Origin of the sequence: Leptolyngbya sp. FACHB-8, from assembly GCF_014695575.1 — a bacterium.
In the GTDB taxonomy this organism is placed as follows: domain Bacteria; phylum Cyanobacteriota; class Cyanobacteriia; order Elainellales; family Elainellaceae; genus Vacuolonema.
This window is the reverse complement of sequence record NZ_JACJOO010000064.1, coordinates 80,582-95,832: the sequence shown is the minus strand read 5'-3', so window position 1 is coordinate 95,832 and position 15,251 is coordinate 80,582. Positions and strand designations below refer to the sequence as shown.

9 protein-coding genes are annotated in these 15,251 nt (G+C 52.3%); 5 read left to right on the top strand and 4 right to left on the bottom strand.

The window, feature by feature from the left end; all coding sequences use genetic code 11:
• Window positions 1-110 precede the first annotated feature (110 nt).
• Both H6F91_RS16420 and H6F91_RS16415 read right to left on the bottom strand, forming a co-directional pair.
• On the bottom strand, window positions 111-995 hold the full coding sequence (locus H6F91_RS16420) for a sugar ABC transporter permease (protein ID WP_190771891.1): 885 nt from the start codon (window positions 993-995) through the stop codon (window positions 111-113).
• Entirely contained in the window at window positions 992-1,816 is an 825-nt protein-coding gene (locus H6F91_RS16415) for a DUF928 domain-containing protein (protein ID WP_190771890.1), read from the bottom strand. The genes H6F91_RS16420 and H6F91_RS16415 overlap by 4 nt, the downstream gene beginning before the upstream one ends.
• A 163-nt stretch (window positions 1,817-1,979) precedes the next feature.
• On the opposite strand from H6F91_RS16415, the gene H6F91_RS16410 reads away from it, so the two are divergent.
• On the top strand, window positions 1,980-3,596 hold the full coding sequence (locus H6F91_RS16410; RefSeq protein WP_206754946.1) for a CHASE2 domain-containing protein: 1,617 nt from the start codon (window positions 1,980-1,982) through the stop codon (window positions 3,594-3,596).
• A gap of 158 nt (window positions 3,597-3,754) precedes the next feature.
• On the opposite strand, the gene H6F91_RS16405 is transcribed toward H6F91_RS16410, so the two are convergent.
• Entirely contained in the window at window positions 3,755-4,279 is a 525-nt protein-coding gene (locus H6F91_RS16405; protein WP_190771888.1) for a GIY-YIG nuclease family protein, read from the bottom strand.
• 680 nt (window positions 4,280-4,959) lie between these two features.
• Here H6F91_RS16405 and H6F91_RS16400 point away from each other — a divergent pair.
• The 3 genes from H6F91_RS16400 to H6F91_RS16390 all read left to right on the top strand — a co-directional run bounded on the left by H6F91_RS16400 (window position 4,960) and on the right by H6F91_RS16390 (window position 7,063).
• Window positions 4,960-6,012, top strand: a complete 1,053-nt coding sequence (locus H6F91_RS16400; RefSeq protein ID WP_190771887.1) for a DUF1517 domain-containing protein — start codon at window positions 4,960-4,962, stop codon at window positions 6,010-6,012.
• A gap of 61 nt (window positions 6,013-6,073) precedes the next feature.
• Entirely contained in the window at window positions 6,074-6,553 is a 480-nt protein-coding gene (locus H6F91_RS16395) for a flavin reductase (protein ID WP_190771886.1), read from the top strand.
• A 156-nt stretch (window positions 6,554-6,709) separates the two neighbouring features.
• Window positions 6,710-7,063, top strand: coding sequence for a phenylpyruvate tautomerase MIF-related protein (locus tag H6F91_RS16390; protein ID WP_190771885.1), 354 nt, complete (start codon window positions 6,710-6,712; stop codon window positions 7,061-7,063).
• A gap of 70 nt (window positions 7,064-7,133) precedes the next feature.
• Here the strand turns inward: H6F91_RS16390 and H6F91_RS16385 are convergent, their stop codons facing one another.
• Window positions 7,134-11,978: a translocation/assembly module TamB gene (locus tag H6F91_RS16385; protein ID WP_190771884.1), complete on the bottom strand. Its 4,845-nt coding sequence runs from the start codon at window positions 11,976-11,978 to the stop codon at window positions 7,134-7,136.
• Window positions 11,979-13,210: 1,232 nt separating this feature from the next.
• On the opposite strand from H6F91_RS16385, the gene H6F91_RS16380 reads away from it, so the two are divergent.
• Entirely contained in the window at window positions 13,211-15,157 is a 1,947-nt protein-coding gene (locus H6F91_RS16380) for a serine/threonine-protein kinase (protein WP_199307874.1), read from the top strand.
• The last annotated feature ends 94 nt before the right edge of the window (window positions 15,158-15,251 follow it).

Sequence of the window (15,251 nt, the reverse complement as noted above, 5' to 3'; positions counted from 1 at the left end):
ACATCTTGGCCTATCAAAAAGGGTGTTACTGAATAGGGGATGAAATGGGATCTGGAACCACAGTTCCAAATCCCATTTCATCCCCTATTCAGCACTACCAAAAACGGTTCTCATCCCTCGTCCTGTGTCACACGCAACTGAATGTAAACCAGCACCAGGGCCACCAGCAGCAGCACTGTTGCCGCCGCTGCGGCATAGCCAAAGTCGAACTGACCAAAGGCTTCCTGGTAGATGTAAAACACGAGCAGGTTGGTGGAATTGAGAGGGCCACCCCCCGTCATCACATAGGGTTGCTCAAAGCTTCGCAATGTGAAAATACCTGTGGTGACAGCGGCGAAAATGAGCGTAGGCCGCAGGCCAGGTAGGGTAATGTGCCAGAACTGTTGCCAGGGCCCTGCCCCATCCAACTCTGCCGCTTCGTAACGGTTTTGGGGAATCGTCTGTAACCCGGCCAGAAAAACTACCAGATTAAAGCCGATTTGCTTCCAGAAACTCAGCAAAATCAGCACCGGCATAGCCCATGTAGTGCTGCCTAGCCAGGGAATGGGGACGATACCCAGGGGTTCCAGCAGGTTATTGACCGGACCATCTGTCTGAAACAGCCAGCGAAACCCCAACCCGACGGCCACCAGGGAGGTGATCGAGGGAATAAAATAGGCCGTTCGTAACAAATCTCGCAAAGCTACTGAGCGGTTTAGCAACACGGCCAGGCCCAGAGGAATGACCAGACTGGGAATGACTGTTGCAAGGGTGAAGTAAATCGTGTTGCCCAAAACCTGCCAAAAATCGGGGTTTAACACCAACCGTAGATAGTTCTGGCCTCCCACCCAGTGCACCCCTTCGCGGGTGAAGCTGCCTTGGGTGAAGCTGAGGTAGGTCAGGTATCCAATGGGATACACCACAAAGACCCCCAGCAACACCAGGGCCGGTAGCAGAAACAACCAGGCTTCTACCGTTTCACTGTGTTCGGCTTGCTGGGGGCGTTTTGATGTCATTGGGGCGCAGGCTCTGAGGGGGGCGGAGGGGCCAGGGGAGCATCAGCTGCGGTATCCAGGTTAACGGAGTCAAGCAGGTTTTCCCACTCTGCCTGGAGGCTCGTATCGGCTGGGTTTTCGTAGCGCAACTGGGCCAGGGAGGAGAGGGTTTCGTACCAATAGCCTGCGTCGGCATAGAGAGCCGGGCGATCGCGCGGAAGTGCTTGTTGTAGCTGCTCAACCAGGGCGGTGTCGGGCGTTACCCGTTGTACCAAGCCCTCCACAAAGGCATTGCGCGAGCGATCGTCTTCATTGCACAACACCTCTAATGTCCAGTAGTAGGTGTCTCCTGGCTCCAAAACGATTTCCTCAGGCAGCGTCAGGGCGACCACCCCGGCTTGCTCAGGTAATGTTACGGTTTTTTCGGTCAAAAGCTCAGTCTGATCGTCGCTCCATAGAGTAAATTCCCCTTTCTGTACGCCCATCGCAGGGACGTAAACAAAAAATGTCGGGCGGTCTTCAAGGGTGTTCATCAGGCCAATGGCCTGGGTTTCCAACTCCTGGCTACCAGTTTCGTTAGCTGGAACCGGAAGAAGCGCCATCGGACGCTGAGCATCCTGAGGGTTAGAGAAACACGCATCCCCTCGGGCAAACCCCCCAATGCGGCTGGGGGAAGAACGAACATTACGCACTGAGAAGTTGAGACGCTGAGCGACGCGTCTGGAAGAAGCGGCCGCAGGAGATACTTGGGTTGAGGGGAAGGACGATTCTCGGTGGGATAGCACCGAACGCCCAGCTGTGGTAGTAGCCCCAAGGGCGATGTTAGGGAATACTGTCAACATTCCCGTTACCAGGCAGAATCCAAGAGAGAAAGCTCGACTCAAGGGGAATATATCCATAGGGTTGGCTTGGTAAGGAGCTGAATTTTTATTGTCCTAACGGAAAATTGCTAACTCACCTTAACTGCATCATACCGGGGCTTTGCTGAATCGCTTACGAATACAAGTGACGATTCACATCAGCAGTAGCCTGTATACCTCTGGCCCCTGGTATAACAGTCGTGATAGCTGGAACGCTAGAAAGTTTTCGCCTAAATCTACTACAGCAATGCCACTTAAAATTACGCAACTTGGGGCGGCAGTTCGGGAAAAAACATCGACCCTGACGTCACGCCTACCCGCTATTGTGGCGACGACGTTGTCTGCCAGTTTATTGGTAACGGGAAGTGTGGTGGCTGCCCGTTGGCTGGGGTGGCTACAAGGCCCTGAATTAGCTGCCTATGATCACTACATGCGTCGCCGCCCAGTTGCTCCTTTGGATGATCGATTGCTGGTGGTGGGAGTGGATGAAACAGATATTCAAACCCGGCAAGAGTTCCCCATTCGCGATCGCACCCTGGCGGATGTTCTCACGGCGCTGGTGGCAAATGATCCTCTAGCGATTGGGGTTGATATTGCCCGTGATATTCCTCAAGGCGATGGCCGAGCAGAGCTCGCATCGGTCATGGCTAAAAACGAGCAAATTATTTCTGGTTGTCAGATGAGTGGGGGTGACAATCCAGGAGTACCTCCGGCTCCCGGTGCTCCGCCAGAGCGCACAGCCTTTGCGGATTTCCCTAAGGACCCAGATGGAATAGTGCGTCGTAGCATTTTGGTATCGGTACCGGGGCCATCGGAGGTGCCGCTTCCGGTTCAGCACCTGTGCAATGATACGAACCCGGAGAACCAAATGGTTTCTCTACATTTCTCCATGGCGTTGGCTTACCTGTCCTCCCAGGGGATCGAAGCGACAGCGGGAGAGGATGGTGAAATTCAGTTAGGGCAGGCCACGCTGCACCGTCTGGGGCAACAGGCTGCGGGCTACCGGCGCACTCAGGCCTATGACTATCAGGTGCTGATGAATTATCAGGGCGCTGAGAAGACTATTCGAGTGGTAAGCCTGTCAGACGTGTTAAAGGGTGCGGTGAAGCCCGACTGGATTCGGGGCAAGGTTGTGCTGATTGGGTACACGTCAGCAGTCGCGAAGGATTTACTAGCCACTCCGTTTAGTGCGGCGGGAGATGGGGGCGACCTGATGCCAGGGGTAGAAATCCATGCTCAGGGAACCAGCCAGCTCATCAGTGCGGCGTTGGGAGAACGGCCCTTGATGTGGTACTGGCCGTGGTCGGTGGAAGTTTTGTGGATTCTGGGATGGGCGATCGCGGGCGGTGCGATCGCCTATACCAACCATCGCATCTGGCTCTTTATTGTTTTAGAACAGGCTCTTCTAGTTGGGTTGTATTTGATCTGTTTTGTAGCCTTTATCGAGGGAGGATGGCTCCCCCTTATTCCAGCTGTTTTTGCAGTGCTGGGTTCAGCATTTGGAGTGGCGTTGCTGAGCCGTGCCGATGAAGGTGGATATACGCAGGCCATCTATGAGCAGATGCGGGAGAAGGTGAAGGGGATGGTGCAACCCAAGATTGAGATTGATCAGGCAAAGCGGGAACGGGAGGTCAGCGAGATCACAGATTCGGGATACTTTCAGGATTTAGTTTCGCGAGCGAAGACAATTCGGGAGCAGCGGAAGCAAAGTCTCTCTAAATCAACCCTGGAGTTTGAGAAGACGGATGGGAGCCCTGAATAGAAAGTGTTCAATGCTTGGCTCGGCCTGTTTTAAAGGTTATTTATTCGTGCGCTTTGTACACGAGTAAATAACCTTTAAAACAGACCCGAGTAAAAGCCCAAAACCTTGGAGGTAGCGATGTAAGCAACACCCCTACCCCAAAGTTGGAACTATGTAGCTTATGCTTTAAGGTTCAGCTGCCCTACGTCTTTGAGTTTTGGGTCAAATCGTAAAGGGATCGTAACCCCCCTGGCTTCCAGACGGGCCAAGACTTCCGCTTCTGCCCGCCTGGCGGCTGTTTTAAGGAGCTTGGCTCGCTCCAGTTCTTCGGCTTGGGCGCAGGCGGTGACTTCCTCGGAGGTAAGCCAGGGGCGGACGTCGATAGGCTGGTTCCAGACATCTGTGTCGGTACTATTGCCAGCAGGTGTGGTGCCGTTTTCAGTAATCCAGGCTGTGCGAGTTTCCTCCAAGAGGGTGCGGTTAGGGCGATCGCACATCTCCACCTTCAACCAGTAGCAATGATCGGGTTGGCGCACCAGATGCTGACGCAGGCTTAAAGCCACATCGCGGGAATAACCAACAAATTGCAGCACCTGATTGGCATCAAAAATGGCGTAAACTCCGATTTTTCCCTCCAGGTCGGGAGCAATTTGGCCTTGCTCTGTTAAATAAGGCTGAAAATCGAGTTGTGATAAGGGTGTCATGGGTCAGTCGTTTGGGGGAGGAACACTCGCTCTTTTCAGAGTAATCGCTAAGTTTCTCCTATCAACTTTGGTTCATTAACTGTAAAAAAACAATTCAATCAACAATTCTCATGAAGTTGCTGATGTTTAGAGATGGGGAATGCTTCGTACCCCTATCTCTAAACATCGGTTGATTTCTAGGGTACATCCTACTCTTGCAGATTGAAAACCCAGTTTTGTTAATGTGGTGGGCAAAGCCCGCCATATTAACAAAACTGGGATGTACCTGATTTCTATCGCTTGGTATTAGTTACAGCGCTTTTCAAACACTTAAAATATGGTTGTTTTTGTGAGAGCCGCGCTCCGCGCGGCTCTCACAAAAACAACCATGGCTGACTCAAGCGCAAAGCGCTGTAGATTTCGAGATACACCACTATTCCCTTGTATGGGAACAGGAAAAAACTTTTTCAAAAAAGTGAATAAAAGTATTAATTTTGCTTCTTTAGGCCTCCTTCTCAGGGCGGTTGTAAGCCATCTCGATTTCTTTCACACTGGCTGTTAATAATAAGCCGTCATATTCAGTGCAAATTAATAGTGCTGTGGGGCACGAAGCCCTCATATTGGCGTGCTTAATTAAGAAGCTTGTGAGATAAATGAGCGCCACAATTTTAAGCAAACTGCAATAGCACAGGACGCACATCATGGGCAGACTACAGCGTGCAGGAACGAAAGGATGGATCCGAACAGGGGCGATCGCTCTCCTCAGCCTGGGCATTTTGGGCGTGGGCGACATTGCCCTGAGCACCACCTCCGGCGGACGCACTCGAGGCGGTGGTTTTGATAGCGCTCCTCCTGCTGGCGGCGGCGGAACACTGCCGCCCTCCGATTATCGACCCTCGTCTCCGCCCAGTGGTTGGAACTACCCTTCGGACTACAGTCCCTATGAGGAGCCCTACGGCCGTCCTTACCGCCGTTATCCATCTGGCCCGGTGATTGTCCCCGTTCCGGGTGGTGGTTATGGTTCTGGTCCGGTGATTCCTGGGCCGAGTTCCTCAGGGTTAGATTTTATATTCCTGCTATTCTTCCTGGGCTTTGGCGTGTTGCCTATTATCATGACTTACCTGAAGCTGGCTTCATCCCGACGAGGCCCGGCTAGCCATGGGTACGGTAGTGCTTCGGGTGAGTTGCACAACGACCGGGTGACTGTGACGCAACTTCAGGTCGCCCTCCTGGCTCAAGCTCGGTACATTCAAGATACCCTCAACCAAATTGCGGAGCAGGGGAATTTGAATACCAAGGAGGGGTTGGTTCAAGCTCTGCGGGAAACGGTTTTGGTGCTGTTGCGATCGCCCGAAAACTGGACGCATGTCCTGTCCCAATCCCAAAGCGTTGATAGTCGAGCTCATGCATCCCAGCTCTTTGAGCAGTTGTCTCTGGAAGAACGCAGTAAGTTTGATGTGGAGTCACTGGTGAATGTCGGTGGGCGGGTTCAACGACGCGATCGCCTTCACCGAGAGGAAGACCCGGCGTCCTACATCGTCGTGACCCTGTTGGTTGGCAGTACGGACGATCGCCCACTCATCTCGGGGCCTATCTATAACTCAGATGATCTCCGTACGGCCCTCAAGCGCCTGGGTTCCATCTCGCCAGAATCCCTGCTGATCTACGAAGTCCTCTGGTCGCCCCAAGATCCGAGTGATAGCCTGACCCGGGATGAACTACTGACAAACTATTCTGGCATGGTGCAGATCTAGCGACTCAGCCATAACCAAACCGGATACACTAACCCTGTACTGTGTAACCGGAGTCACAACTGTGCTGGACGAACAGGCGAAAAAGACGATTCTCCGCAAGATTCCCCACGGTCTCTATATTTGTGGTGTCACAGATGGGGAGGAGGTCAATGGTTTTACGGCGAGCTGGGTCATGCAAGGCTCCTTTACACCGCCCCTGGTAGTCAACTGCGTCAACACCTCTTCCATTTCTCACAGCATGATTAAAGCCAGCAATGTGTTTGCCCTTAGTGTCCTGGAGGATGGGCAAAAAGAACTGGCTCAAAAATTCTTTAAACCCATGCGTCGGGTTGGCAATAAATTTGAGGACGTGGAATTTTACCTGGGCGAAACAGGTTGTCCCATCATTACTGACACCCTTGGTTACGTGGAATGCCGTGTTATTGGTTCTGTCGAACAGGGCGATCACACCGTTTTTGTCGGTGAAGTGGTTGCGGCGGGTGTGCATCGTGAAGGCAACCCGCTACGGTTGGAGACCACCGGCTGGAATTACGGTGGATAACAGCAGGTCAAGATCAGCAAAAGTAGGCGTTTTCGAGGGCAGTCTATAGGCCGCCCTCGAAAATGCTGTTAGTCCCAATTGTTCTATCCGCTTCAATCGTGTGTGGGCTACACAAATGCCCATGCCGTAAGAATATGAGCGATACCTAAACTGTCTATGCCGCTGATTAAAGTTCAAACCTCCATCCCTACCCCCGATGCTGCCAGCATCGAAACGCTGCTCAAACAACTGTCAGGTAGCCTTGCCAAACATACCCGAAAGCCCGAATCCTATGTCATGACGGCTTTTGAAAGCAATGTTCCTATGACATTTGGCGGCACGACTGATCCGGTCTGCTACGTAGAAGTGAAAAGTGTGGGTTCTTTTAGTGCCGACCAAACGCAAGCCATGAGCCAGGACTTTTGCAATCAAGTCAGCTCTGCGATTGGGGTACCTACCAATCGTATTTATATTGAATTTGCAGACGCAAAAGGTTATCTCTGGGGCTGGAATGGTTCCACGTTTGGTTAACTAGAGCCCTTTTTTTATTGTTGTTTTTTCGTGCGTAAAGCGCACGAAAAAACAACCTTTAAAGCAGACTTTAGAAACGCGTTTCGAACTCCAGAATAGCTCCCTGTCCTCCCTCTGTATCGACGTAACCGCGCAGCAGCAGTTGATCCGTGAGACGATAGCGCAGGTTGAACTGTACGGGTGCATCTGCCGTAAGAATAGCCAGGACCGATGCCGAGAATTGCCCTGTAATATCCACCCCCAATTCGGATGCAAGCTCCAACGTGCCGGTAGAAGAACCTCTCGCCGTTTCATCCTCCGGCAAAATTGTTGGGTACAGCCGGAATTCTGTGATCCCTAGAGCACGAGTCAGCTGATTTTGCAGCTGGGTTAGAAGGGCCGAACTGGCGAGGTTGGCGATCGCCAACGATCCATCCCCTTCAGCCAAAGACGCCACCACGTTTCCTCCTAACAAAGAAATAATCTCGCTTTGGGTACGAGCAGGGCTACTACTCAGCTCCAGGTTTTCTGAGAGTTGGCTGGCATATCCCTCGACTCGGGCTTCAACCCGTACTGTGCCCACAGCTCCAATGTCCGTTGCCAGAGTTTCTGCGATTTCAGCCGTACCAAATGGCGAAGTGGAGGGGGCCGGCACGCGTTGAAGTTCGGGTACCGAGGTTACTAACCGGACATCCAAGAATGGATCGAGCCCCCGATTGGGGTAGAACCGGGCAATGTTTTCATAGCCGCCTGCCAGTCCAAATTGAGTCGTAAACAAGTTCACCTGCCCGCTGCGTAACCGAATCGTACCTTCGGGCCGAAGATTGCCAATAGGGCCATCAATCAGCAGATCACCCCGCGCCACAAAATTGAGGATCGGGTTCTGGGTAATGCGAAGGCGATCGCCCAGAGTAATCTTCAAATCCTCCAGTCGTGGAGGTCGAGTCGGGCCACTCTGGTAGGGTTCCTGGGTGGGAGCAGCGGCACCTCCGCCCCGATTACTGGCCAGTTCGACCTGCCCACTGGACAGCTCAATATCGCCAGTCACAATGGGAGCAAACGCAGTTCCCAACAACTCAACCTGACCGTCGACGCCTCCCCGGTACAGCCCTTTAAAGTTCAGCACTACATCGCTGAGGGTTACAGCTAATGGGTTGCTTGCTTCGAGTTCGGTCGACTCTGGTAAGTCATACTCATTGAAGATCGGCCATAACCCCTGGGCTGTCACAAACCCCTGTTCGAATTGCCCCTGCAAGCCATTCACCCGAATCAACCGGCGATCAAAGGTGACATTGCCATTTACATTGGTCAAAGGCTCAGGTAGAGCAAGGGCAGAAACAATCCCATTCGTGAAGGTGGCAGTTCCTACGATCTGGGGCTCATATAAAGTGCCTGTCACATTCAGGTCAACGACTCCCTCCCCGCCTTCCCACTGCACTTGATTGGTAAACAAGCTGAGGAGTTCCAGGCCATCATCCTCAACCCGAGCATTTAAGGTGATATTGTCAGACGCTGGCTCCACAGCCATGAAGGGGAGTTGATAAGGAATACTTCCCTCGACCCGGAGGGGATTGGTATCGGGAATGGCAGCCTCGCCAATAAAACTAAGGCGTGCATCGGTATAGCTGAAGCTGGTACGAGCCCGGTCCAATGCTTTCTGGTTGAAGGTGCCACGATCGAGCAGAATGGTACCCCGAGCCAGGGGGTTATCGAGGCTCCCCCCAATTAATACGTTGGCGTCTAAGTCTCCTGTCACATCTACCGGCACATTCAGTAGATCGCGTACCCCTTCTGCTGGGATGTTGGAGATTTGTATTTGTCCATCCTGGCTTTCGCCGCCGAACTGGCCAGAAATATCGATGTAGGCGTCCTCGTTGGCCTGCACCCGCAAGGGAAGCAGTGTGACGGCTCCATCACTAAAGCTACCCTGGGCAATCACCTGATCCGCCTGGTATTCTCCCCAAACCCAATCGACACCGTTTACATCGAACTCGGTGTTTAGGCCTTCCGCGAGAGAGCCGTTCACCGATACAACTCCCGTAAACACCCCGGATAAATCCCGCAGGTCTGGTAGCTGGATGCCCTGGGCGGCTTCCTGCTCCTCAATGTCTTCAAGAGCCTGAATTTCGGCTAGACGACGGAGTTGATTCAGCAACGAGTCTTCGGGGTTTCCCACGGCAACGGTTGTGACATCTTCAGCTGCTGCAAAATTGGGTGCCCCAAACCCCCGACCAATGTCTCCAAACTCATACCATTGCAACGCTGTTAATACATCCTGCACATAGCCCTGATCAGCAGCTACCTGCACTCGGACTGTGCGATCGCCCCGCGTCTCAACACTTCCTCCCACCAGAAAACGGCTGTCCCCTAGCAGTAACTCGCCATTCTGTAGAGCCAGGACGCCCTCTTCATAACGGAATCGTGTGCTGAGGCGATCGCCACTCACATATCCCACCGCCGGGTCAGCGACTTGAATATCTCCACTGGCTGCCAGGGTATTCAAATTCACTGTAAAGTTGCCCGCCGTCAGAGTACCTCGAGGTGTTCCCAACGTTGCGACAGGGGGCAAGTTGAGAAATGCCACCGGGAAGTTAACGACCTGGGCTTGCAAGCGATCGCCCTCTGTGGTTCCCTGAGCTACGGTTTCTCCACGGCGAATTAAAAATTCGGTCGGTCGGTTGCGGCTGTTGAGTTCGGCAAAAATTCGGTCCTGGGCTCCTACTAAGTCAATGCGTCCGCCTCGATTTCGGGTAAAGGCGATCGGTCCGCTCAGCACCGAATCAAATGCCAGACGATTGACCACCAGGTCACGGGTCTGTAGACGACCCTCCACACTGGGGGATTGCGGGGTACCTGTGACTCGCCCGTCAAATGTGCCTCGCCCTGCCAATTGCACCTGATCGGGCAGAAAGGCTTGTAGTTGAGTCAGGTTATAGTCTCGAAGCTGTAGCCCTACATCCAAGCGAGAGATTTGGGGTGAACCACTAAGGCTAGTAAACACAGTACCGCTGGCGGAAAAGCCGGGGGCGGTGGCCTGGTTGATTTGCAGGCGATCGCCCAACCAGGCAAATGACGCATTCAGAGGGCCTTGCAGATAGGGAACTCCCTGGGTTAGGCGCACATTCCCCTCGGCTCGCACACTACCGGGGCCCAGGTCACGCAGGTTCCCGGCAACCCGTAAATCTGTATTCAGCACCCCTTGTACTTGGGGCGAAAACTCGCTTAAAGAAACATTGTTGACCCGGACAGCCGCTTCCAGGCGGTTATTGGCGATCGCCCCTGTTCCCGTTACGGTGCCCCCCGCCACTTGCGCTCGAACATTGCGGAAGCCGATATTTCCTCCCGCAATTAACACCTCACCCTGGAGTGGGTAAGTACCTCCGCGCGAGCGTGCCTGAATTTGGGTTTGTACCCGTTGCAGGGGACCTGATACTCGAACATCCGCATCGGTGATGCCCAGGCGTAGCCGATTGGGAAGGTTGGCTCCGTAGGACTGGGCGATCGCATCACTGGCTACGTTCCGTACTGCAAAGTTCAGTGCAATCTGCCCTGCATCGCCCAGGGTGACAGAGCCACCACCCTGCAGGCTTCCTCCCGTTGCAACATTGGCGCGCACCTCGGGCAAGTTCAGAATACTGCCGTCTTCGTCAACGTCGAGGGCAAAAGTGGTACTGGCTGAGTTTAATGTGACCCGATCCACCCGAGCTGGACCGTTGGTCTGTACCCGCCCAGCAACATCGGGGTCGTCAATGTCGCCCCCCAGGGTCGCGGCTACATCAAAATTGCCTGCAATCGGAATGGGTACATCAAACCCTACCGTACGCTGGATGGTTCCGAAAGGAACGTTCTTCGCTTCTGCGACGAGGTCATAGCCCCTCTCTAAGTGAATATCTCCCCGCAGGGCAACCGGAATCTCACCGTACTCAAACGTGCTGTTCTGAATAACGATTCGCTGCCCCCGAAACCGTGCATTCGCCTGCACATTCTGAATGGGTTGCGGTACATCCTGCACGACCGCTCTACCCTGACGCACACGGACGAATCCATCGAGCGATCGCAGCGTATTCTCCTCTACCAACACCGTTAAATTGGTCGTCAGTAACCCAGCATCCAGAGTGACAGGAATCGCAATTAACGAGCTGACATCAGCGGCTGCCAGGTTCCGGCTTCGCAAAGTAAAGGAATATAGCTCCTCCTCCAACAGTAACCGGCCTGACAACCGGGCCCGTCCCCCTGTGCGAGGAGTCATCCGTACGTCAAATGTCAGTACGTTATTGTCGTCCTGTAAGGACAAATCTCCATTCACGTCGGAAAAGTTAACTTCCGGCCTGGCCCCAAGGCTTTTACCCACATTGGGTTTACCAATCTCCTGTTGTACGGTTGGGGAGGGAAGTAATGTCAACTCCCCATTACGTACCTTGAGGTTATCCAACTCGACTTTAAAGGGCCCGGCTTTCTCGTCTTCCTCTTCCTCCTCCGTACGGCCAAATTTGGTAACAATCCACTTTCCATCGGGTGTCTGATCGATGACGCCGCGCGGATTGACCAGGGTAACGTCCAGACCCACACGCCGAGTCCAGAGAATCTCCCATAGATCATAGGTGGCAACAATCTGATTGATATCGATCTGATCGAGATCGGTGTCTGTGGCGGGTAAGGTGGAAGCCCCAAAGGTGACACCTGTCAGTGAGAAGGATTCAACATCTTCAATTTCTACAGGGCGGTTCACCAAATTGGCAAGTTGCTTTGCCACCGTAGGAGCCAAATCTCGGGTTACGAAAAGATAGAGCCATAGCCCTCCCCCGGCTCCTCCAAGTAGCAGGGTTGCGCCAATGCCCAAGCCTACCCGCCGCCAAAGTCGGCGTCTCCGGCTTCGTCGTCCTGCTGGGACGTGTTCCTGCTCTGGGGGTTGTTCCCCATTTGGTGAATTGGTCATGTCCTTTCCTTAACCCCACACCCAAAGCCACAGCCCACTATTTAAACCCCTGAATCTTACCCTGATCCAAAAATTTGGCTGTCGTACAACTTTCAGTTAAGACTTTAGCCCACAACCTGAAGTTTCCGAATGGATTTTAGAATATTCCAATCCATAAAGTTGCCATGGATGCAACAACTGAAACTTTGTACATTTTTTCTGGAGATGTTGATTTTCTGTCTATGCTATGCATTCAGATCGATATTTTAAGGAATTGGTTCCAATGTTTTAAATCGACAATGGAAGTTATTGCTCGTTTCAACTTTCTACAACATTATTTTCAAAAGAATTTTTTCTCCTTCTGCAAGATATAGTGCTTCTACCGAATTCGCGAATGCTCTTTAAAAAACGGGATAAACATATCTCACTTGGGTTCTCCAAAACATCCGGACAGTTATATCACTACTGTCGGAGCCTGAATTTAATAAACCCCGCTTTTCTGAGGAAAGTTCGGCGTAGTTGAACTTTCCTCAAAAAAGCGGGGTTTATTTCGCATGAGATCCGTCTATAAATCGGTTCTGGAGGAGTTTAATGTTTGTCTTGAGTTGTAGGGCTAAGTAGTAGCGTTGATCTTTCCAAGTAGCTCTGTGCGAGGATAGACTGAACTCCCATCTTGGTGTGCACGAAGCGCAGGCCAAGATAAGAGTTTTCAAGTGCCACACAACGTGTGGCACTTGAAAACTCTCTTAATCCGAACTCAGGTTGCTTAAACGTATCAGAAATTTAAACGTGGTTTATTTTAAGAACCTATTCGAAAAACGAAAACCCGATTTTGGGAAGGTGTAGTGCGTATGCACCGCGCCCTCCCAATTAACTTTTTGCATCAGCTCTTAGCGATACGGATTTTCTCTCAGTATCTTCAATGAAAAACCAGGTGGCCTCAGGGATATCCGCCTCCGTAAAAACTGCAAAGTCTTAGAAGCGCCCAGGAATTTACAGCAGAGTGTCCCCGTGAAATTACGGTTCGGATCGGTTTACACGGTTGAAAAGTAACAAAGCTAAGCTAAAACTTGATTCAATCTTGAAACTGTCTTTAGCCGTACTCATTAATTTATAGGAAATACTGGAGAGAGCCAGGCCTATAACTGCATCTTACCCGTAAAACTGGCTTCTGCCGGGCTTAGCCAACGGCTCAACAACGTCATGAATCTTGAAGTGCGATCGAATCAGGGAGTTTTGTGGGAATGCTAGATATGTCTACTGCAGAAGTAATATCCGCAAAACAATGGGCATCTACCTCCTCAAGACCCAGTGAGGAGAAGCCGACCCCTGATTCGTCACACGTCAAAACACAACATCGGGAGCCTCGCTTAGGTATGTTGGGAAAAACCATCGGGGGCCGTTATCAAATTGTTCGTCACTTAGGGGGGGGAGGGTTTAGCCAAACCTATCTGGCTGCCGATCAGCACCTACCCGGTAAGCCCCTATGTGTGGTCAAGCTACTCAAACCTCGTGTTACCGATCCGGAGTCTCTACAAGCGGCGCGGCGGTTATTTGATCGGGAAGCCCAGGTACTCTACAGTCTGGGAAGCCATAGCCAAATTCCACGTCTGTATGCTCACTTTGAAGAGAACGAGGAGTTTTACCTCGTACAGGAATATATTGAAGGCACGCTGATTAGCAAAGAGCTAAAAGCGGCCAAGGGGGAGGATGAATCCTATGTCATCAACCTGCTTCAAGACATCCTGCAAACTCTGGAATTTGTCCATCAGCAACAAGTTATCCACCGCGACATCAAACCCTCCAACTTGATCCGACGCCGCAGTGACCAGCGCGTGGTGCTGATCGACTTTGGAGCCGTGAAGCAAATTGGGGTTCATCAGATGTCTGAGACCCTGAATCAACAAACCAGCTTTACCATTGCCATCGGTTCCAACGGGTACATGCCCAATGAGCAAATTGCTGGTAAGCCTCGCTTTAGTAGCGACGTCTATGCCGTGGGTATTGTAGGGATTCAAGCTCTGGCTCGCTGTAAACCCAGTCAGCTTCCGGAAGACCCCCGCACTGGAGAAATCATTTGGCGCGATCGCGTTGATGTCAGTGTTGAATTGGCAGAAGTCATCGACACAATGATCCGCTACGATTTTCGTCAGCGTTATCAGACAGCGGCCGATGCTCTTCAGGCTCTGCAACGCCTATCCCCTGCTCCCACCCACGAAGTTGTTATCCTACCTTCAGTACGTCACCACAGCTTAGAAGAGCACTTAGCTTGGATGGAGCGAGGGGATGACCTGTTTCAGCAACAGCGCTACCGGGCTTCAGTAGAATGCTACGACAAGGTGCTCCAAATTAAGCCCGATGAATATCTGGCTTGGTTTAAGCGAGGTATCGCTCTCGACAACCTGAAACAGTATGGCGAAGCAGTAGAATCCTACGATCAGGTGCTCAAACTGCAACCTGAAGACTATCTGGCCTGGTTCAAGCGGGGTCGTGCGCTAGAGCATCTAGAGTATGCGGATGAGGCGATCGCTTCCTACGACAAAGTCATTGAACTTCAGCCCGATAACTACTGGGCCTGGCATGACCGAGGCCGTGCTATGGAAGCGGCCCAGCGTTATGAAGATGCTGCTTCTTCTTACGCTCGTGCCGTTCAACTCAAGCCCGACTTTAAGCTGGCAATCCAGAGCCGCAAACGCTTGCTCAGCCAGCTGAAGCAGGTGGATCAATTGTATGGATTGCAGCATTATGAAGAGGCGATCGCCTCTTGCGAAGCGGCTATCCGAGCCAACCCCCAAGACCCTTTAGCCTGGCTCATGCGCGGCATGGCCATGGAAAATCTGAAGCAATACCAGGCAGCCATCGCATCCTACAGCCAGGTAGTCAAACTGCAACCCGATGACCATTTGGCCTGGTTCAAGTTAGGAGCCGTTCTGGAGATGGTCAACAAGCCTGCCGAGGCGCTCGTCTGTTACAACCGGGTGCTGCGAATTCAGCCCGATAATTCTTGGGCCTGGCACGATCGCGGGCGGGTGTTGGAACTGTTGCAAAAGTACGATGCAGCACTTTCCTCCTACGATAAGGCGCTCCAGCTTAAGCCTGATTTGACGGCTGCGATCGAAGGGCGGCAGCGGGCTTTGAATAGCCTCAAAACGGATCCAGCTGTCACGAATGTTTCAGTGGCAACGCAGGTTCAGAAATAAAAGTCCTTTTCAGGACTTACGCAAGTCCGCTATATCTAGAGCATCTATGTTGTAATTGGGGTGCGAAGCACCCCAATTACAACATAGATGCGTA

Coding starts and splice junctions, on each gene's coding strand:
- H6F91_RS16420 (WP_190771891.1), bottom strand. CDS start 995: ATGACATCAAAACGCCCCCAGCAAGCCGAACACAGTGAAACGGTAGAA.
- H6F91_RS16405 (WP_190771888.1), bottom strand. CDS start 4,279: ATGACACCCTTATCACAACTCGATTTTCAGCCTTATTTAACAGAGCAA.
- H6F91_RS16385 (WP_190771884.1), bottom strand. CDS start 11,978: ATGACCAATTCACCAAATGGGGAACAACCCCCAGAGCAGGAACACGTC.
- H6F91_RS16415 (WP_190771890.1), bottom strand. CDS start 1,816: ATGTTGACAGTATTCCCTAACATCGCCCTTGGGGCTACTACCACAGCT.
- H6F91_RS16380 (WP_199307874.1), top strand. CDS start 13,211: ATGTCTACTGCAGAAGTAATATCCGCAAAACAATGGGCATCTACCTCC.
- H6F91_RS16390 (WP_190771885.1), top strand. CDS start 6,710: ATGCCGCTGATTAAAGTTCAAACCTCCATCCCTACCCCCGATGCTGCC.
- H6F91_RS16400 (WP_190771887.1), top strand. CDS start 4,960: ATGGGCAGACTACAGCGTGCAGGAACGAAAGGATGGATCCGAACAGGG.